Origin of the sequence: Pelosinus baikalensis, from assembly GCF_020819555.1 — a bacterium.
Classification (GTDB): Bacteria; Bacillota; Negativicutes; order DSM-13327; family DSM-13327; genus Pelosinus; species Pelosinus baikalensis.
In genome coordinates this window covers 42611-60915 of the sequence record NZ_JAJHJB010000025.1, presented here as the reverse complement: position 1 = coordinate 60915, position 18305 = coordinate 42611, and the positions used below count along the sequence as shown (strand labels likewise).

Annotated in this window: 18 protein-coding genes, 1 riboswitch and 1 other annotated feature; all 18 genes read left to right on the top strand. The window is 38.8% G+C overall.

All coding sequences use genetic code 11. The annotated features are described in order from the left end of the window. The first annotated feature begins 164 nt into the window (after positions 1 to 164). Positions 165 to 602, top strand: coding sequence for a peptide-methionine (R)-S-oxide reductase MsrB (msrB, locus tag LMF89_RS16570; RefSeq protein WP_229536066.1), 438 nt, complete (start codon positions 165 to 167; stop codon positions 600 to 602). Between the two features lie 13 nt (positions 603 to 615). Next, on the top strand, positions 616 to 1302 hold the full coding sequence (gene sfsA, locus LMF89_RS16565) for a DNA/RNA nuclease SfsA (RefSeq protein ID WP_229536065.1): 687 nt from the start codon (positions 616 to 618) through the stop codon (positions 1300 to 1302). Positions 1303 to 1401: 99 nt separating this feature from the next. Then, positions 1402 to 2298 carry a radical SAM protein gene (locus tag LMF89_RS16560; protein ID WP_229536064.1) on the top strand — a complete coding sequence of 299 codons (897 nt, stop codon included), beginning with the start codon at positions 1402 to 1404 and terminating at the stop codon, positions 2296 to 2298. Between the two features lie 77 nt (positions 2299 to 2375). Next, complete coding sequence (locus LMF89_RS16555; protein WP_229536081.1) at positions 2376 to 3722, top strand: lipase family protein; 1347 nt, start codon at positions 2376 to 2378, stop codon at positions 3720 to 3722. Between the two features lie 342 nt (positions 3723 to 4064). Beyond that, a complete protein-coding gene (gene pepF / locus LMF89_RS16550) occupies positions 4065 to 5957 on the top strand; it encodes an oligoendopeptidase F (RefSeq protein WP_229536063.1) in 1893 nt (630 codons plus the stop codon). A 248-nt stretch (positions 5958 to 6205) separates the two neighbouring features. Next, positions 6206 to 7150, top strand: a complete 945-nt coding sequence (locus LMF89_RS16545; protein WP_229536062.1) for a sugar-binding transcriptional regulator — start codon at positions 6206 to 6208, stop codon at positions 7148 to 7150. A 127-nt stretch (positions 7151 to 7277) separates the two neighbouring features. Beyond that, positions 7278 to 7448 carry a hypothetical protein gene (locus LMF89_RS16540; protein ID WP_229536061.1) on the top strand — a complete coding sequence of 57 codons (171 nt, stop codon included), beginning with the start codon at positions 7278 to 7280 and terminating at the stop codon, positions 7446 to 7448. 74 nt (positions 7449 to 7522) lie between these two features. Next, positions 7523 to 8296, top strand: a complete 774-nt coding sequence (gene srlD / locus LMF89_RS16535) for a sorbitol-6-phosphate dehydrogenase (RefSeq protein WP_229536060.1) — start codon at positions 7523 to 7525, stop codon at positions 8294 to 8296. A gap of 123 nt (positions 8297 to 8419) precedes the next feature. After that, complete coding sequence (locus LMF89_RS16530) at positions 8420 to 8839, top strand: transcriptional regulator GutM (RefSeq protein WP_229536059.1); 420 nt, start codon at positions 8420 to 8422, stop codon at positions 8837 to 8839. 37 nt (positions 8840 to 8876) lie between these two features. After that, complete coding sequence (srlA, locus tag LMF89_RS16525) at positions 8877 to 9446, top strand: PTS glucitol/sorbitol transporter subunit IIC (protein WP_229536058.1); 570 nt, start codon at positions 8877 to 8879, stop codon at positions 9444 to 9446. A 16-nt stretch (positions 9447 to 9462) separates the two neighbouring features. Then, positions 9463 to 10452, top strand: coding sequence for a PTS glucitol/sorbitol transporter subunit IIB (srlE, locus tag LMF89_RS16520; RefSeq protein WP_229536057.1), 990 nt, complete (start codon positions 9463 to 9465; stop codon positions 10450 to 10452). 41 nt (positions 10453 to 10493) lie between these two features. Further along, positions 10494 to 10856, top strand: coding sequence for a PTS glucitol/sorbitol transporter subunit IIA (locus tag LMF89_RS16515; protein ID WP_229536056.1), 363 nt, complete (start codon positions 10494 to 10496; stop codon positions 10854 to 10856). 61 nt (positions 10857 to 10917) lie between these two features. Continuing rightward, the gene (locus LMF89_RS16510; RefSeq protein ID WP_229536055.1) at positions 10918 to 11595 is read left to right on the top strand and encodes a transaldolase family protein; all 678 of its coding nucleotides are present in this window, start codon (positions 10918 to 10920) and stop codon (positions 11593 to 11595) included. Between the two features lie 156 nt (positions 11596 to 11751). After that, a riboswitch (SAM riboswitch) is annotated at positions 11752 to 11852 on the top strand. Positions 11853 to 11957: 105 nt separating this feature from the next. Continuing rightward, entirely contained in the window at positions 11958 to 13097 is a 1140-nt protein-coding gene (gene metX, locus LMF89_RS16505) for a homoserine O-acetyltransferase MetX (protein ID WP_229536054.1), read from the top strand. A gap of 126 nt (positions 13098 to 13223) precedes the next feature. Next, positions 13224 to 13447 (top strand) — a binding site (T-box leader). Positions 13448 to 13641: 194 nt separating this feature from the next. Then, a complete protein-coding gene (gene ilvA, locus LMF89_RS16500; protein ID WP_255711443.1) occupies positions 13642 to 14877 on the top strand; it encodes a threonine ammonia-lyase in 1236 nt (411 codons plus the stop codon). A 258-nt stretch (positions 14878 to 15135) separates the two neighbouring features. Continuing rightward, entirely contained in the window at positions 15136 to 16608 is a 1473-nt protein-coding gene (locus LMF89_RS16495; RefSeq protein WP_229536053.1) for a sigma-54 interaction domain-containing protein, read from the top strand. 305 nt (positions 16609 to 16913) lie between these two features. Beyond that, the gene (locus LMF89_RS16490) at positions 16914 to 17219 is read left to right on the top strand and encodes a (2Fe-2S)-binding protein (RefSeq protein ID WP_007956732.1); all 306 of its coding nucleotides are present in this window, start codon (positions 16914 to 16916) and stop codon (positions 17217 to 17219) included. Continuing rightward, the gene (locus LMF89_RS16485; protein WP_229536052.1) at positions 17216 to 18304 is read left to right on the top strand and encodes an NAD(P)/FAD-dependent oxidoreductase; all 1089 of its coding nucleotides are present in this window, start codon (positions 17216 to 17218) and stop codon (positions 18302 to 18304) included. Before LMF89_RS16490 ends, LMF89_RS16485 begins: the two co-directional genes overlap by 4 nt. The last annotated feature ends 1 nt before the right edge of the window (position 18305 follow it).

Genomic DNA, 18305 nt, shown 5'->3' with positions numbered 1-18305 from the left:
CGATAGTCCTGCAACAGTTTATTATAAAGACGTTGCGGGACTTTTTGTTTAAAAACAAGGGTTGTGTAGTTCCTGATAGTATGGTATAAAAGACATAGGTTAATCTCATTGAATAAGGGCAGGCTATAGGAAAGACGAGCATTTGAAAAAGAGGAGTGTTATGAATGAAAGATAAGGAAGAACTAAAGCGTACACTCACTAAAATTCAATATGAGGTAACACAAAATCAGGCAACAGAACCTGCTTTTCAAAATGAATTTTGGGATCATACCCAGGCTGGTATTTATGTGGATGTTGTATCGGGAGAACCTTTGTTTACTTCTTTAGATAAATTTGATTCTGGCTGTGGATGGCCTAGTTTTACTAAGCCTATTATGGAAGAGGTCATCAAGGAGAAACAGGATATCAGTCATTTCATGATTCGTACAGAAGTGCGCAGTAAAACAGGGGATTCTCACTTAGGGCATGTATTTAATGATGGTCCTGCACCCTGTAAATTACGCTATTGTATTAATTCGGCAGCACTGCGTTTTATCCCTAAAGAAGACTTAGAAAAAGCAGGATATGGACAGTTTGTTCCGTTGTTTAATAAGGAGAAATAAATGGCAGGTATTCATGAAATATAGTCATATCGTACAAGGTATTTTTATAAAGCGTGTCAATCGATTTATTGCCCATGTATTAGTTGACGGAATCGAAGAAGTGGTTCATGTCAAAAATACAGGCAGATGTCGGGAACTTTTTATTGCTGGAAGGATCGTGATACTGGAGCGAGCCAAAAATCCAGAGCGAAAAACCAGATTTTCGATCATTGGCATCTACAAAGAGGATTGTTTGATTAATATTGACTCGCAAGTACCCAACTCTGTTGTTTTTGAAGCATTGCTGGCTAAAGGTATTTCGGAAATCACAAACATTAATATGGTGAAAAGAGAAGTAACCTATGGAAAGTCTAGATTTGATCTTTATTTTGAGTCAGCCGATTGCCGAGGATTTATTGAAGTGAAAGGCGTCACCTTAGAAGAGGATGGTCTGGTAATGTTTCCTGATGCTCCTACGTTGCGAGGGACTAAACACGTGCTTGAAATGATGAAAGCAGTGGAGGAAGGTTATAAGGGGTACATTTTCTTCCTGGTCCAGATGAAAGGGGTAAAAAGTTTTAGCCCTAACAGTAAAACTGATCCGGGTTTTGCCGCAGCCTTACGACTTGCTGCTCAAAAAGGCGTCATACTGCTGGCATATGACTCCTTAGTCAGTGAGGATGAAATTGTAATCGGGGATAGAGTGGAGATTGTACTGTGATTTTTACGAACCACAAAAGCACAATGATAAAACCCTTTGTGTACTTTGCGTCTTTGTGGTTCGATTCGTTTTAGCTGTTTTTATTAGGGAGGAAAGTGTATGTATTTTGATACTGCCGGGGGGCCTGTGTTTCGTCCGCCTAGCGAGGCGGAAAGTTTTATTTTAAGAGTAACCATTGGGTGTTCTCATAATCGCTGTACCTATTGCAATATGTACAGAAGTATTGATTTTCGCATGCGAACGATGGATGAAATTATGGCGCAAATTAACCATGCCAAACAATATAAGGATTTTATTCGCCGTATCTTCTTAGCAGATGGTAATGCTCTTGTTTTGTCAACGGAGACACTCTTGGAGATTTTAAGAGTACTGAAAGAGCGTTTTCCAAAACTGCGCAGAGTATCCTGTTATGCAGGGCCCAATGATATTTTACGAAAAACACCAGAAGAACTACAAAACTTATCAAAAGCAGGATTAAAACTGGTGTATTATGGAATGGAGTCGGGTGATGACGAAGTACTGCGTCATGTGAATAAAGGGGTTACCGCACAGCAATCTATCGAGGCAGGGCAGAAGGTGGTGGCTGCCGGCATAAAATTATCCCTAATGGTAATCATTGGCCTTGGAGGGAAGGCAGGTTCTGGGCAGCACGCCTATCACACTGCTCAGGCAGTAAATGCCATTCGTCCTACAATGCTTAGTGCTTTAACGTTGATGATGTACCGGGGAAGTGAGCTGCGTGCTGAATACGAACGCGGGGATTTTGAAATATTATCGCCGACTGAAATAATGGGAGAATTATATGAACTGATTCACGCTATTGATTTACCTTATGAATCACATTGTTTGTTCCGCAGCAATCATATATCCAACTATGTAGCTTTAGCAGGTACGTTGCCTCAAGATAAGGAAAAATTGCTGTCTGACAGCAAGAAGGCAATCGAGCATTTGTCTACTATGACGGATTGGGACCCCTATAATAATGTTGAACAATAGGCAATTCATCTGTATTGCCTATTGTTACCAAATATGGAGGGAGGCTAGGAGTAGTGGGAGATGGTATTTTGAAAAAAATGATAAATTATATATATGTAATCACTATGATACTGCTGCTTTCTCAGCCTGTCATTGGCAGTGCAGGAGCATTGGAAGAATATGAAGAGGCCAGGAACCTATATTTAGCTGCTGTTGCCTGTACGGCTGCATATAGTGATCGAGAAGGAAATATTGCCAGGGATGCCCTGGAACAAAATGGCTGGAAAATGCAGTCGTATAGAGAAAAAAGTGATCAAGCAGATGTTAGGTTCTTGGTAGCTAGAAAACAGCAAGGGGATACAGTGCCTTCTTATTTGCTTTCTGTAGTGGGAACTGAAAATGTAAAGGATCTTAAAGTTGATTTACGTGTGAGTAAGGTTTATTTTTCTGGGAAAACCCTCGAAGAATTCACCGCTAATTCCCTGCGCAAAGATATGCCAGATTCCGCTCCAAAGGTGCATAAGGGCTTTAACCAATATGTTCAGACGGGATTCAGTAGAGAAATACTTGCAGAAGGTGCTAATTCTGAAAAATCATTGCTGGAAATGTTGCTAGGCGATAAGGATAAAAAGGTATATTTAGTAGGCCATAGTTTAGGTGGTGCTGGAGTTACCATTGGTGGAGCAAGGCTTCTTGATATGGGGGTAAATCCGGAACAGATCGAAGTGATTACCTTTGGCGCGCCAGCAGTAGGCAATAAAGCTTTTCGTGATAAATTTGAACCTGCTTTGCATCTTACTCGCGTTGTGACCACTGGCGATCCTGTAACTGGAGCATTGCAAAAACTAGTGGGGGGATATGAGCAGTTTGGGCGAGAGATTCGTTGGCAGACTCCAAGTAATCAAAATGCTGATCCTCATCAAATTACTTTATATCTAGATTTGGCGATTAAGAATTATTACCAGAAAAGACAGCAGGCTGTATCAGCAGGAGAATTGTCAGTACCCAATGAGACAATCAATGTTACTGGCAAGCCAAGAGTATATGTTGCCCCGATTAAAAACCAATTGCCGGAAGAGTTGCGTGGAGAATTTTCTTATATGAAGGAAGCGCTGTATGATGAATATCGAAGTACTTTACCAGGATATGTATTAGACACAGGAGAAGAAAGTGAAGATATCTTTAAAAAAGCAATTGCTGCTAATTGTGATTGGGTGGTAGTATCTGAAATTCAAGGTCATAAGGTTAAAAATGAGGAGCATACAAGTTATATTACGTTAGAACAGCGCGTATATCAGGCAAAGAGTGGTGCTATTGTTACTGCAGCCAGTTACGGGAGCAGTACGCGGGAGCTTACCTCTCTGGAAGCTTTTATCCATAATGCCAAGAATATGAGTCAGAACAGGCAGGATTGGTTAGGGACGTTTGATGAAAATACAATTTAAGATATCGCTTAGTAAGAAAGTTACTCTTCTAAATACTATCCGATGACTAAACTGCTCTAAGACTCCCATCTTTTCAAGTGGAAGTTAAGAGCGGCTAAGTCCTAAGGATAAGTGCGACTAAGATTCAGGTGGAGTTAAAACTCCATTTGAACCTTAGTCTTCTTTATAGGAGAGTAGCTTTCTTTGTATTTAAGAGTTATTCAAATAGAAATAAATTAATTGAAATACACAATAGAGAATAAAATTTTGTGAAATGAAAATATTAGAAGATATAATACAGGAAAAAAACAGCAGAACTCATAATATATATAGTAGTACTTTTCAGTAAAGGAGAATTGTTCAATGTCAAAACAGCCTCATTTAGTTCCTTTTGCTCTTAGTCTCATGTTGCTTTCGACATCAAGCGCTATGGCGGCGGTAGGAGCGGAAACGTTTCAAATTCCCAGTCGCGAGGAAATTGCAGCTGAGTATAAATGGCATCTTGACGATTTGTATGCCAGTGATGAAGAATGGCAGGCAGACTATGATAAGGTAAAAGGAATGCTGCCTAAAGTCGGTGAGTATAAAGGGAAGCTGGATCGTTCAGGAAAGAACCTGTTAGCCTGCCTTAAGCTTAGGGATGATATTACCAAAATTACGGGGAAGCTATATCCTTTTGCTCGAATGCATCAAGATGAGAATACGGCGGATAATAAATACCAGGCATTAACTGGCAAGGCTCAATCTTTAAATATTGAAGTAAATGCTGCTACTGCCTTTATTGATCCTGAGATAGTGGAAATATCAGCAGAGAAACTGGGAAAAATGCAAAAGCAGGAAAAGGGGCTGGAGGTTTACAGCTTCTATTTAAAAAGTTTGATGCAGCAAAAACAGCACGTGCTTTCCCCGCGGGAAGAAGCATTATTATCTCGGGCAGGAGAAGTAGCTGCCACTCCGGCAACTATTTTTAATGTTTTAGCAAATGCGGAAGTAAAATTTCCTTCGATTCAGGATGAAGCAGGGCAAGAGGTTCCATTAAGTGAAGGTCGCTATAATAATTATCTGCGTTCTTCTGATCGTCGTGTACGTCAGGATGCATTTGCAGGTATTCTAGGTTCTTATAGCCAATATCGTAATACTTTGGCGGCAACACTGAATGGACACGTCAAGCAACACGTGTTTTTTGCTCAGGCCCATGACTATCATTCAGCTCAAGAAGCGGCTCTTATGCCAAATCATATTCCTGTAGAAGTATATGATAATCTTATTACTACAGTAAATCACAATCTAGCTCCTCTGCATCGTTATGTGTCACTCAAGAAGAAAGCATTAGGTGTAGAGGAGATACATATGTATGATCTATATGCGCCAATGGTAAAAGATGTGGAAATTCAGTTATCTTATTCAGAAGCCCTGGATCTTGTTCGGCAAGCTTTAGCTCCTCTTGGTGAGGAGTATATAGTAAACTTTAACAAAGGAATTGATTCTCATTGGATTGATGTGTATGAGAATCAAGGTAAACGTTCCGGTGCTTATTCTTGGGGTGTTTATGGCGTCCATCCTTTTGTTTTTCTAAATTATAATGGACAATTTAGTGATGCATCTACCCTTGCCCATGAGATGGGGCATGCATTGCACAGTTTTTATAGTGCCAAGAGCCAGCCTTATCCCACAGTGGACTATGTGATTTTTACAGCTGAAACCGCTTCTACTACCAACGAGATATTGCTCATTGATTATATGCTGGCAAAAACAACGGATAAAAAAGAAAAAATGTATTTGCTGAATCAATACTTAGAAAATATTCGCACTACCTTGTACCGGCAGACGATGTTCGCTGAATTTGAAAAAGAGATTCATGATCGAAGTGAAAAGGGTGAGACCTTGACTGCAGATCTTATGGAGGAGATCTATCATGATCTTAATGTAAAGTACTTTGGTCCAGAAATGATTGTAGATAAAGAAATTGATATTGAGTGGGCTCGGATTCCGCATTTTTATCGAAATTTTTATGTGTATCAATATGCTACAGGATACTCTGCAGCAACAGCTTTTGCTAAGCAGCTTCAAACCGAAGGCAAAGCAGCCCAAGAACGATATACGAACAAGTTTCTAAAAGCTGGTGGTTCTGATACACCAATTCAAATTTTAAAAAATGCTGGCGTTGATATGTCTACTCCTCAACCGATTGAAATTACGTTACAGAAATTCAATCGGTTATTAGATGAATTAGAAGGTTTATTGGCTGAATACTAGAAGGTGTTACCAAAGTTGAAAATACTATAGCTTTTAGGGCAGGTACCCTCTTAGTAAATGCGAGTATAGATAATATACAACACATTTACTAAGGGGGTTTTTAAATAGATAGAAAATTATTTATTTAAAGTATTGTAATTTTCCAAAGAATATATTAATATATAGACACAGAACGAAAGTTACATACCGTCACAAATGTGACGATGGCGAAAAAATCAATAAACCATATAAGGTTAGAAAGGTACACTATGCTTAAGGTAGATAGAAGGTTACTTGTGAAAGTTTCACAGATGTATTACATAGAGAATATGAATCAAAATGAAATAGCTAGTAAGTTTGGTATCAATCGAACTACTGTAAGCAAGTATCTGAAAAAAGCAATGTTAGCAGGAATTGTGCAAATTTCCGTTGTAAATGATTTGTATGAAAGTCTGGAAACCGCATTAGAAAAAAAGTTTGGATTAAAAGAAGTATATATTGTGCCTTCGAGTTCAGACCCGGGTGAGGTAAAAAATAATCTTGGAAAAGCGGGAATAAGTTACTTAAAGCGAATCATAAATGATGGTGATATCGTAGGGTTTGCCTGGGGAACGACTATTGGTGCGTTATCGAATCTAGCATCTGTAGAGAAGTGCGATGTAGTTAATGCCAACATGATTCCTCTGGTGGGGGGACCTGAAAATTTAGATAGCGAATACCATGTAAACACCATTGTATATAAAGTTGCAAATGCTTTTAAGGCCAAAAGCCATTATTTGTATGCACCTGCTATTACCGGAACGATAGAAACTAAATCAGCCATCATGCAAGATGCTAATTGTAGTAAAATCGTGAAGTTATGGGATGAAGTGAGTATTACAATATTAGGAATTGGTGCACCAATAAGGTCTTCCAACTTAGTATGGTCCGGTTCTCTTGGCAAAGAATACAATGATATGCTGGAAGATGCGGGGGTAGTAGGTGACATTTGCTCAAGATTTTATGATGTTGATGGAAATGTGGTAGATACGGTATTAAAGGATAGAACAATAGCGATTGATTTGGAAAAGTTAAGGAATATAAAATATTCCATAGGTATTGCGTCCTCACCGGAAAAGGTGCCTGCTATATATGGAGCTATGAAGGGTAAATTTATAAATGTGTTAATTTCTGATGAAGAAACTGCTAAATTACTAATTGATTTTGCCGACTAAGATGAAAGAATGCTTAGTTTCAAATGATTATGTAAGAGCCATGGGCTAAGCATAATGCCGCTCATGGTTTTTGTATACTCTTTACGAGGTGCAAATTATCAAAACTATGGTTTAGGAGGACTTTTATATGGCTAAAGAGATAAAATCAGTTCTACAACCAGGCGATAAGATATATACGCTATTTGAATATAATGAAGTGGTGATTAAAGGAAGTAAAGAAAGCTTTATTATACGAATAGAGAAAATAGAAGAAAGTAAAAAAAATAATTGTTGTCAGTATGTAAGAGCCATGGGCTAAGCATTGATTGCTTATCTCATGGTCCTTTTTGTATATGAAAAAATATAAGAAATCGTTTTAGGAGGTATTTAGTTATGTTAAAAGTTGTACTTATCGTTGGCGGAGGAAGAAGTTTGGGGGAATATTTAAGTAAGCATATGGCGAAGGAAGGATATGAGGTAGCTGTTGCAGACTTGGTATATGAAAATGCACAAAAGGTTTCAGATGAAATTAACGCAAGCGGTGGTAAATCAATTGCAGTAGAAGTGAATGCTTGCAAGGAAGATGAAGTAAAAGCAATGGTACAACAGGTTGTAAATGAGCTAGGAAGAGTAGATTTATTAATATACAATGCAGGAATAGCCAAAAGTTGCAAGATTACTGAATTCGAATTACAAGCATTTAATCGGATTGTAGATGTTAATTTAAATGGATATTTCCTTTGTGCTAGAGAAGTAGCCAAAGTAATGATAAAAAGAAATATTAAAGGGGCCATTATTGGAATTAATTCTAAATCGGGTAAAGTTGGAAGTAAATTTAACAGCGGCTACTCAGCTGCAAAATTTGCAGCTGTTGGTTTAACGCAAAGCTTAGCTTTAGATCTAGCGGATGATAATATAAGAGTCAATGCAATGATGCTTGGCAATCTTCTAGATTCAGATTTGTTTGAAAGCTTGCTTCCGCAATATGCAGTGAAGTTAGGAATACCAGAATCACAAGTAAAGCAAACATATATAGATAAGGTGCCGTTAAAGAGAGGATGCACGTTTGAAGATGTGGCAAATGTAGTTACCTTTTATGCATCAGAAAAAGCAAATTACTTAACAGGGCAATCTGTAAACATAACTGGTGGACAAGTAATGCACTAAGAGGATGTAGTAGCAATGTTTTGCTGCATGTGTCAGAACAAGTTACATGTAAGTTAAGATAGCTAAATATTTAGATAATAACTAAAATGTAAAGTAGGACTTGAGTTCAAAGGGGGAAACTATATGTTGTGGTTTGTTCTTCTTGCTGCAGGGATGTGGATACTTCAAGGGTTACTTGGCCTTTGGCAATTGAGACATTTTAATCAGCGATTTAAATTATTGAGAAAAGAAGGTAGGGTCGTTATTGGCAAATCGAAAGGTAGAGTCACGGCTGGGGTTGTACTTATGTTTTGTCTTGACCAAGATTGCAATATCATTAGGGGCGAAAAAATGGAAGGGTTTTCAATTTTCGCTAGATTGAAGCCTTTTAATTCCTTCAATCATTTTAATTTATTAGAGCTTGAAGAAAGTAAATGTAATAGGTTAGGTAAATCAGCGAGTAAGGCAGTAATGAACGCTATTGAAAATTATAAGGCGTTTATTAATATAGCGAAATCTGACATGGAGGTGGTTGGAACAGAAAATACAAGAATAACTGTGTAATGGCATTATAAAAAATTATTGAGAGAGAGGGTATCGTATGGACATGTTCATTGTGTTAGCCAAAGGATTTATCGGCATGTTTAATGAGGGTGGTAAAGTTTTCGTAAGTATGATAACTGGAATAGTACCTACGTTAGTCATGTTGCTTGTAGCTATGAATGCTCTAATTCGATTTGTCGGGCAAGAGAAAGTTGAAAAACTCGCTCATATGTGTGGTGGCAATCCTATATCTAGATATCTCATTTTACCAGTAATAGGAACTTTTTTCTTTTGTAATCCAATGACTTTATCATTAGGGAAGTTTTTGCCTGAAAAATATAAACCAAGTTATTATGCTGCAGCTTCTTTTTCCTGCCATAGTATGAATGGTTTATTTCCACATATAAATCCTGGAGAATTATTTGTTTTTCTTGGAATTGCGGCTGGGATAACTCAACTGGGTTTATCAACGGTTGACTTAGCAGTAAGATACTTTCTTGTTGGAGTTGTGACCAATTTCTTTAGAGGATGGATCACTGATTTTACTACCGCATATATTGAAAAACAACAAGGCATCAAATTAAAAACAGAAGTGAGTACTGTACAGTCGGCTGGCTTTAATGCTTAGAAAGGGGGGATAAAAAATGGCGAATTATAAATCAGTTATTATAACGGCAGGTCGAGGCGGCTTTGGTGGACCGTTAGTGATTCAGCCTAATGACACCAAGAATAAGGTTGTCAATATTACTGGAGGTGTCATTTCACCTGTTGCTGCGAAAATTGCTGAAATGGCAGGTTGCACAGTAGTAGATGGATTTAAAACGAAAGTGCCTGATAATGAAATTGCTTGTGTCGTCATCGACTGTGGAGGAACTTTGAGGTGTGGTATATATCCTCAAAAAAGGATTCCAACAATTAACTTGATGCCATCAGGTCCCAGTGGACCTTTGGCAGAACACATCAAGGCAGATATTTATGTATCGGATGTCAAAGAAGTAAATATAAATTTTAGCGATGGAACGATCCAGAATGCGGTCTCTGAAGATAGTAGTGCTAAAAAGCCTAAGTATGATACGCAAAAGAAAATTAGTGAACAGACTACTGCTGGTGTTATGGCCAAAGTTGGGAAGGCTATGGGGGGGATAACCGCTACATTTTATCAATCTGGTCGCGATGCTATCGATACTGTCTTAAAGACCATATTGCCTTTTATGGCGTTCGTATCCATGTTAATTGGTATTGTATTAAGTACTGGTATGGGTGATGTTTTTGCTAAAATACTGACACCGTTGGCCGGAACTGTTCAAGGGTTAGTATTACTATCAGCCATATGTTCGTTTCCATTCTTATCTCCGTTCCTGGGACCAGGCGCGGTAATTGCCCAAGTAATTGGGGTGCTGATTGGCGTTGAGATCGGTAAAGGTACGATTCCCCCTCAGTTAGCACTGCCAGCACTTTTCGCGATAAATTCCCAGTGTGCTTGTGATTTTATACCAGTAGGCATGGGATTGGCTGAAGCGGAAGTCGAAACTGTCGAAATTGGTGTACCTTCCGTATTATATTCTCGCTTTATCACTGGTCCTACAACCGTATTGGTTGCTTGGGCTGCTAGTTTTGGTCTCTACGCAAAATAAAAGTGAAAAAGTATATAGATGCTATTATGGAGGTGTATTTTATGGAGATTATATATAATACTAGGGTTACTAATATTGGAGGATTAGTGTCAGCTTTTTATGAGGAAAAGCTGATCATTATTTTCAAAGATAATGCTCCGGAGGAATTGGCTGATTATTGCGTATTGCATTGTGGCAATGAGGTTTCAGATAGCGTTAAACAAGGTGATGTTTTAGTCATAGCTGGTCAAGAATATAAGGTTGTATATGTAGGCGATGAAGTGCAGGCTAATTTGGAAAATTTGGGTCATATAACCTTGCGGTTTGATGGCAATACAGAAGGGTTAGGCGGAAGTGTATATCTTGAGGATAAGGCATTGCCTGCTATAAAAATTGGCGATGTTATTTCTATATACAGAGAATAGATGTTGTTATGCGATGAACCTTTCAGATGGATTGGAAAGGAGTAGCTAAGGGGGGGTTCGAATGAATATATTACTTGATAGTGCGAAAGTTGATTTTATAACAAGTGCCAATGAATATTATCCAATTGATGGTATTACGACCAATCCAACTATTCTAGCCAAAGAAAAGAGACCCTATATTGAAATCCTTCAAGAAATAGTATCTATAATTGGCAGTGAAAAAATGCTCCATGTGCAGGTATTAAGTACAAATGCCAAAGAAATAGTTAAGGAAGCGGAATATGTAAGCCAGATTCTTAATGGCAATATTTATATTAAAATTCCGGTTGTGCCTGAAGGGTTTAAGGCGATGATGACTCTACAGAAATTGAATATAAAAGTTACTGCAACTGCTGTGTTTACTCCACAACAGGCGCTTATGGCTGCAAAAGCTGGCGCTAGTTTTGTAGCGCCATACGTAAACAGAATTGATAATATTTCTGGTGATGGTGTAAAGGTAGTAGCTGATATTGTAAAAATTTTCGATACTTATCATATTAAAACGCAAGTGTTAGCAGCCAGTTTTAAAAATGTAGAACAAGTGCAGAAAGTTTGTTTAGCTGGTACTCATGGTGTAACGGTTAGTGAAGATGTTTTTATCAACTTGTATCACCATCCTTTGACGGAGTGGAGTGTCAATACGTTTATTGAGGATTGGGAAAGTGTTTATGGTAAAGGAGCAATATTAGGTGAGGTTTAATCAAGGAGATGCGATTATGAAGCTAGGAGTTCTTTAGTTATAGATATGTTGCTGCGGATTTATTAACGAGATTACCTGTAAAATATTGCTATTGTCGATATTACATGGTATAGTATAAAAAAAGTTAGGTTTACAACGTTACAATTTAATAATGAGCTCTTATCTAGAGTGGTCGAGGGACTGGCCCGATGACACCCGGCAACCGGCAGTAATGCAGTGGTGCTAATTCCAGCAGGAGTAATCCTGGGAGATAAGAGGGTTTAGTATATCATAAAACCCTTCTTATTTGTGAGAAGGGTTTTTTATTATACAAAAAAGAAAGCAAATATTTTTCTATAATCTAGAATAAGGAGAGGGTATGAATGCTGTTAAAAGACAGCTGTGTTTTAGAGATAACAATAACTCACTTTTCAGGATTTAAGTGGAGATCTTATTTGAAATTAGCCAGGGTAGCCAATAAGGAACATCCTTTGCATCTTAGTTTAGGCGGAAGGTTAGATGAGGTTGTTGTAGCATATGAAACATATGGTCATTTATCAGAAGGTGGAGATAATGTCATCTTATTGAACCATGCATTAACGGGTGACAGCCATCCTTCTGCTCATACTCAGCATGATGAAAAAGGCTGGTGGGAGCCTTTGGTTGGCCCAGGACGTCCCTTGGATACAGAAAAGTTTTTTATTATTTGTGCAAATGTACTTGGTGGCTGTCAGGGAACAACGGGTCCTGCTTCTCCAAACCCAGACACTGGCTTGCCCTATGGTATGAATTTCCCGGAAATTACTTTGCTTGATACGGTTCATGTACAAAAGAGGTTATTGGATGTATTAGGGGTTCATCATGTAAAGTTAATCATTGGTGGGTCTATGGGAGGGATGCAATCTTTGGAATGGTCGGTAGCCTATCCTGATTTTATGGATGGAGTTATGGTGATTGCCGCTCCTGGATATGCCTCTTCTCAGTCGATTGCTTACAATAAGGTAGGACGACAGGCTATTATCCTTGATCCAGAGTGGCGAGAGGGAAACTACTATGGCGGGATTGGTCCCGAGAAGGGATTAGCAATTGCTAGGGCTGTTGGTATGATTACCTATCAGAGTGAAATGTCAATGGAAGGAAAATTTGGACGAAAGCGTCGTAATGGCTGTTTTGAGATTGAAAATTATTTAGATTACCAAGGAAATAGTCTAGCACGTCGTTTTGATGCCAATTCCTATCTGTATCTCCTGCGCGCCTTGGATTATTATAATCTATTGAAAAGTTGTAACAGTTATGAGGATGCCTTATCTAAGATTAGAGCAAAAGTTATGGTTGTGGGTGTGAGTTCGGATATATTGTATCCTCCTTATCAGCAGGAAGAACTTGTTGAAGCTATGTGTGACAGCGGAGTAGATGCTCAGTATGCTTTACTTGAAAGCCCTCATGGTCATGATGGTTTTTTAATTGATTTTCATTTGTTAAGACCTATGATTCGTAATTTTATGAACCATTTAATAAAGTGATGAGAATACAAAAGTATTTATTAGGGGAATAAAGAATTTATAAAATTACAAAATTAACATAAAAATATAAAAATATATTGACATTAGTAAAGGTAAAATGATAGAATTCATTCCAAAGCATAATGAAGAATAGTAATGACGGAGTAAGTAAACCATTTGTAAATTTCCAGAGAGTCGGCATAAGGTGGAAGTCGACAATGAGCGGTGGAAGAAGATCCCTCCGGAACTGTGTTTCTGAACGTTAGTAAGAAATGCCGGGTTAGCCACGTTATTTGGCTTAGGTTTGATAGAACTGAAGAGGCATTGTTGTGCAATTAAGGTGGTAACGCGGGTAATAACTCGTCCTTGGATATATTCAAGGGCGAGTTTTTTATTATTTTTAGGGGAACGTTGAACACAGAGGACACAGAGTTCGCTTAAGAGCACAGAGGTTTTTAAACCCTATTTATCTTTTCTCAGTGTTCTCTGTGCCTCTGTGGTTCGGTTCACTTTATATGCTTTAAAGGACGCGCAGCGTTTTCTTATCAAATTTTGGAGGTAAATTATGAATCAGAACACTTTTAAGGTAGCTAATTCTTGTGTGTCAATTGAAGACGTATATGCAGCGGCAAGGAAGCTGCAAAGTATAATCAAAAAGACAGAACTCATTGAAAGTCCAGTGTTTAGTAATGAGTGTGGAAATTGTGTATTCATTAAACCAGAGAACCTACAAGTGACAGGTGCATTTAAAATCCGCGGAGCATTTAATAAATTGAGTAAGTTAAGTGATGAGGAAAAAAGTAGGGGAGTCATCGCTTCCTCAGCAGGAAATCATGCCCAGGGGGTTGGCTATGCAGCTCAATTACTGGGTGTTAAGGCTACTGTTGTGATGCCTGCAACCACGCCCATCATTAAAGTGGAAGCTACAAGAAATTATGGAGCAAATGTTGTATTATACGGCGATAGTTATGATGAAGCTTATAAAAAAGCCAGAGAGTTGGAGACCGAACATAACTATGTCTTTGTGCATCCCTTTGACGATTTGGATGTAATTCTTGGTCAAGGTACAGTGGCCTTGGAAATTTTGAATCAATTAGAAGATGTTGATGAGATATTGGTTCCTATAGGTGGGGGCGGTTTAGCGAGTGGCATTGCATTTGCGGCAAAAATGCTAAAGCCAAGTATCAGAATTATCGGAGTTGAGCCAGAAGGCGCATGCTGCATGAAAAAGTCTTTGGCTGATAATAAAGTAATAGAGCTGGAGAAAGTGGATACCATAGCAGATGGTGCTGCTGTAAAAAGACCAGGTACATTGACGTTCGAATTTATCAGAGAGTTTGTTGACGAAGTCATCACTGTTTCTGACTTTGATATTGCAGAAGCAATACTGCTCTTAATCGAAAAGCATAAACTGATCACAGAAGGAGCAGGGGCGCTGTCCTTAGCTGGCTTAAAGAAATTATCTTCCAAGAATAAAAAGGTAGTTTGTTTAGTCAGTGGCGGAAATATTGATATTTTAACGATTTCGGCTATCATAAATAAAGCCTTGGTATTTAGGGGAAGGCTGTTCTGCTTTACCATTAATTTACCTGACAAACCAGGGGAATTATTGCATGTGGCAAAAATTATCTCTGAATTAAATGCAAACGTAATAAAATTGGATCATAATCAATCCAAAGTGATGGACAGCTTTAAACAGGTTCAACTGGAAGTTACCGTAGAGACGAATGGGCATAGTCATGTAGAGGAAATCGAAGCTGCCTTTTTACGAAATGGTATTGATATCCAAAAAATTTATTAATACACTAAAATCTTTGGCTGTAATGAGATTTATCTAAGTTAAATTATGAAGAGTTAAAAATTAGGTATTGCCTATTATAATTTCTTACTCTATAATGAAATAAAAAAGTGTCAATTAACTGACACAAGCAAAGACGCTTGTACAGGGACTAATTATAGTCCTGTATGGGGCGTCTTTTTTCGTTTAACAAAGCCTATAGTTATCGTTCATAAAGCAAAGATAGGAAGCGTTATTATATTATAAGGGAGGCATGCTTTTATGAATTCTCAGTATCCCTTGCCGATTGAGGAATTTCGCAGTTATCTTGAAGCAGACCAATCAGAAAAAGTAATAGAGAGTTTTCAGCAGCTTTTAACCTTATATGAGTTGCAGCAGGCTAGGCTAGAAGCGCTATTAGATACAGTTAATGAGGCAGTATGTATTATTGATGAATCAGATAAGGTGGTAGTGTGGAATCATCATGCTGAACTTTTATATGGAATTGCCGCTGATGAAATTATTGGGCGTCCTATCGAAGGTTATTTTTCCAATTTAATGTTAACCAAAGTGATGAAAGAACGACGCACCGTGCATGAACAGTACCACACTCCTTGTCCTGATACTCATGTATTAATTAATGCAAGACCTGTAAAGTTAGCTGGCCAGGTGATCGGCGGAGTTTGTGCGGAACGAGATATTACAGAAGTAGTGCAGCTAAATCAAAAACTATCCCAGACTCATCAGGAAGTACAAACCCTAAAGCAAGAAATTGATAAAATTCATTCCCAGTCAGATTCCTTTTCGACGGTTTATGGTCATAGTACTGCCATTCGCGAAGCGGTTAGTATTGCCAGACGTGTTGCAGCAACGGCGGTTCCAGTATTACTGCGTGGGGAAAGCGGTACAGGAAAAGAATTATTTGCCCGTGCTATTCATGATGCCAGTCAATTTGCTGGTCCCTTTATTGCTATAAACTGTGGAGCGATTTCTCCTAATCTATTTGAAAGTGAATTGTTTGGTTATCAGCCTGGAGCATTTACGGGAGCTGACCGCAAAGGAAAAGTGGGGTTATTAGAGCAAGCAAATGGAGGAACTCTCTTACTGGATGAGCTGGGAGATATGCCGAAAGACATGCAGGTAAAACTATTGCGGGTTCTACAGGATAAGAGTTTCTATCGTGTGGGCGGCAACAAAGCGATTCATATTGATGTTCGTATTATTGCTGCTACCCACCGCAATTTAGAAGAAATGATTAAGAACGGTGAATTTCGAGAAGATCTATATTATCGTTTAAATGTAGTGGCGGTGTCCCTGCCTTCATTGCGTGACAGGTTAGATGATATACCTGAATTAGTTCATAAAGGTATTTTGCATTATGGCACAATTCATAATAAAAAAATCTCAAAAGTGAATCCCGCACTCATGGCATCTTTTATTCAATATCCATGGCCTGGCAATATTAGAGAGTTATTCAATGTATTAGAACGGCTGGTGATTTTGGCTGATAGTGACCAATTGGGTATCGATAATCTGCCAGCTACGTTCTGCCAAATGGATTTTCCTATGGAAAGTATAGATCCCTGCGCTATGGAAGGCAGTTTGTTGGAAAAAACCATAAGCCTAGAAAAAGAAGTGATTGCTAAGGTTCTGGCGGAATACCATTTTAATAAAGCAGCTGCAGCAAAGAAACTCGGTATCCCTCGCAGCACCTTATATTACAAAATGCAGAAGCTGGGATTGGAGTGTCAATAAACTGACGCTATCGTCGAATGGTAGATAGAAAACGTTGTTATAAAAGGTCATTTATTAAAATAGATACAGAAAAAAGTGCCGCAAAGAATACGTCGGTACTTTTTTTATATTAATGGGCTAAAATGATTAACACAGAGGACACAGAGGGGGATTTTTAACCCTTATCTATGTTTTCTCTGTATTCTCTGCGCCTCTGCGGTTAAAAGCTGTAGTAGTGTTTTTTCTGCTGTTACTAAATTTATAATATAAAAAATATATAGTTGGCACGAATATTGCATTAGGAATAGAGCAGGAGGTGTTTAACTATGAGAATTGTCAACCATCCAATACTGACATTTCCAAAACGAGATATGGTGACCTTCACATTGAATGGTCAAACGATAGAGGGAATAGCGGGAGAGCCAATTGCTGCTGCACTACATGCGGCTGATGTAAAGGTATTGCGTCATAGTCATGGTCGCCATCGTCCTCGTGGTCTCTTCTGTGCCATTGGAAACTGTTCATCTTGTTTGATGACAGTAGATAAAATTCCTAATGTACGGGTTTGTACGGAACCTCTTCGCGCTGGCATGGTAGTTGAGACCCAAGAAGGGAAGGGGAAGATCGTATGATAACGACAGAAATCTTAGTCATAGGAGCTGGCCCGGCTGGGTTAATGGCTGCCATTCATGCTGCAGAGGCTGGTGCAAAGGTATTGCTTGTTGAACGGGCGGATCGCTTAGGCGGTCAGTTAATTAAACAAACTCATAAATTTTTTGGCTCGAAGGCAGAATTTGCCGGTGAGCGTGGAATGGATATAGCTGAAAAATTAATCAACCAGAGTTCGGATATTTCAGGTATCACCATTTGGAAGAATGCTGTAGTACTAGGAATCTATCCAGATGGCGTAGTTACGGTTTCTTATGAAGGTGCTTTTTGTACAGCCAGACCTAAAAAAATTATTATTGCAACGGGCGCTTCGGAAAAAACAATGGCCTTTCCTAATAATGATTTACCAGGTATTTATGGTGCAGGTGCAGTCCAAACATTAATGAATGTTCACGGAGTGATACCAGCAAAAAGGATACTCATGATTGGCGCTGGCAATATTGGTGTGATTGTGGCTTATCAATTGCTGCAGGCGGGTGTTGAAGTAGCAGGCATTGTAGAAGCTGCGCCGCAAGTTGGCGGTTATCGTGTTCATGCTGCTAAGCTGCAACGTCATGGTGTACCAATTTATACATCTCATTCGATACAATCAGCCCATGGTGATTCCTGTTTGGAAGGTGTTACGATTTGCCAACTAGATGAACAATGGCAGCCGATTGAGGGAAGTGAACAATATATTGCTGTAGATGGGCTATGTTTGGCAGTAGGATTAAGTCCCCTGACCGAACTGTTGTGGCAAGCGGGCTGTGAAATGAAGTTCGCAGCAGAATTAGGCGGTTATGTACCATTACGTGATGCCAATATGAAAACATCCCATGAAAATATCTATGTAGCTGGTGATGTTTCAGGAGTCGAAGAAGCCTCAGCAGCTATGGTAGAAGGAAAATTAGCAGGCTTATATGTTGCTTCTGTTTTAGGACATAAAAAAGATTCGTTTACCAAAGAGTTTCAGACTGCAAAATCACAACTGAGTGCCCTGCGTTCTGGTCCAGCAAGTGTGAAGATTTGTACGGGACTTAGCAAAGTTGTTTTAGAGGAGGTTGGATAAA

Bases quoted from the DNA above. Each gene is read 5' to 3' on its own strand.
- pepF (WP_229536063.1), top strand. From the start codon at position 4,065: ATGTCAAAACAGCCTCATTTAGTTCCTTTTGCTCTTAGTCTCATGTTG.
- LMF89_RS16540 (WP_229536061.1), top strand. From the start codon at position 7,278: ATGGCTAAAGAGATAAAATCAGTTCTACAACCAGGCGATAAGATATAT.
- LMF89_RS16545 (WP_229536062.1), top strand. From the start codon at position 6,206: ATGCTTAAGGTAGATAGAAGGTTACTTGTGAAAGTTTCACAGATGTAT.
- ilvA (WP_255711443.1), top strand. From the start codon at position 13,642: ATGAATCAGAACACTTTTAAGGTAGCTAATTCTTGTGTGTCAATTGAA.
- LMF89_RS16560 (WP_229536064.1), top strand. From the start codon at position 1,402: ATGTATTTTGATACTGCCGGGGGGCCTGTGTTTCGTCCGCCTAGCGAG.
- msrB (WP_229536066.1), top strand. From the start codon at position 165: ATGAAAGATAAGGAAGAACTAAAGCGTACACTCACTAAAATTCAATAT.
- srlD (WP_229536060.1), top strand. From the start codon at position 7,523: ATGTTAAAAGTTGTACTTATCGTTGGCGGAGGAAGAAGTTTGGGGGAA.
- LMF89_RS16495 (WP_229536053.1), top strand. From the start codon at position 15,136: ATGAATTCTCAGTATCCCTTGCCGATTGAGGAATTTCGCAGTTATCTT.
- metX (WP_229536054.1), top strand. From the start codon at position 11,958: ATGCTGTTAAAAGACAGCTGTGTTTTAGAGATAACAATAACTCACTTT.
- srlE (WP_229536057.1), top strand. From the start codon at position 9,463: ATGGCGAATTATAAATCAGTTATTATAACGGCAGGTCGAGGCGGCTTT.
- sfsA (WP_229536065.1), top strand. From the start codon at position 616: ATGAAATATAGTCATATCGTACAAGGTATTTTTATAAAGCGTGTCAAT.
- LMF89_RS16555 (WP_229536081.1), top strand. From the start codon at position 2,376: ATGATAAATTATATATATGTAATCACTATGATACTGCTGCTTTCTCAG.
- LMF89_RS16485 (WP_229536052.1), top strand. From the start codon at position 17,216: ATGATAACGACAGAAATCTTAGTCATAGGAGCTGGCCCGGCTGGGTTA.
- LMF89_RS16510 (WP_229536055.1), top strand. From the start codon at position 10,918: ATGAATATATTACTTGATAGTGCGAAAGTTGATTTTATAACAAGTGCC.
- srlA (WP_229536058.1), top strand. From the start codon at position 8,877: ATGGACATGTTCATTGTGTTAGCCAAAGGATTTATCGGCATGTTTAAT.
- LMF89_RS16530 (WP_229536059.1), top strand. From the start codon at position 8,420: ATGTTGTGGTTTGTTCTTCTTGCTGCAGGGATGTGGATACTTCAAGGG.
- LMF89_RS16515 (WP_229536056.1), top strand. From the start codon at position 10,494: ATGGAGATTATATATAATACTAGGGTTACTAATATTGGAGGATTAGTG.
- LMF89_RS16490 (WP_007956732.1), top strand. From the start codon at position 16,914: ATGAGAATTGTCAACCATCCAATACTGACATTTCCAAAACGAGATATG.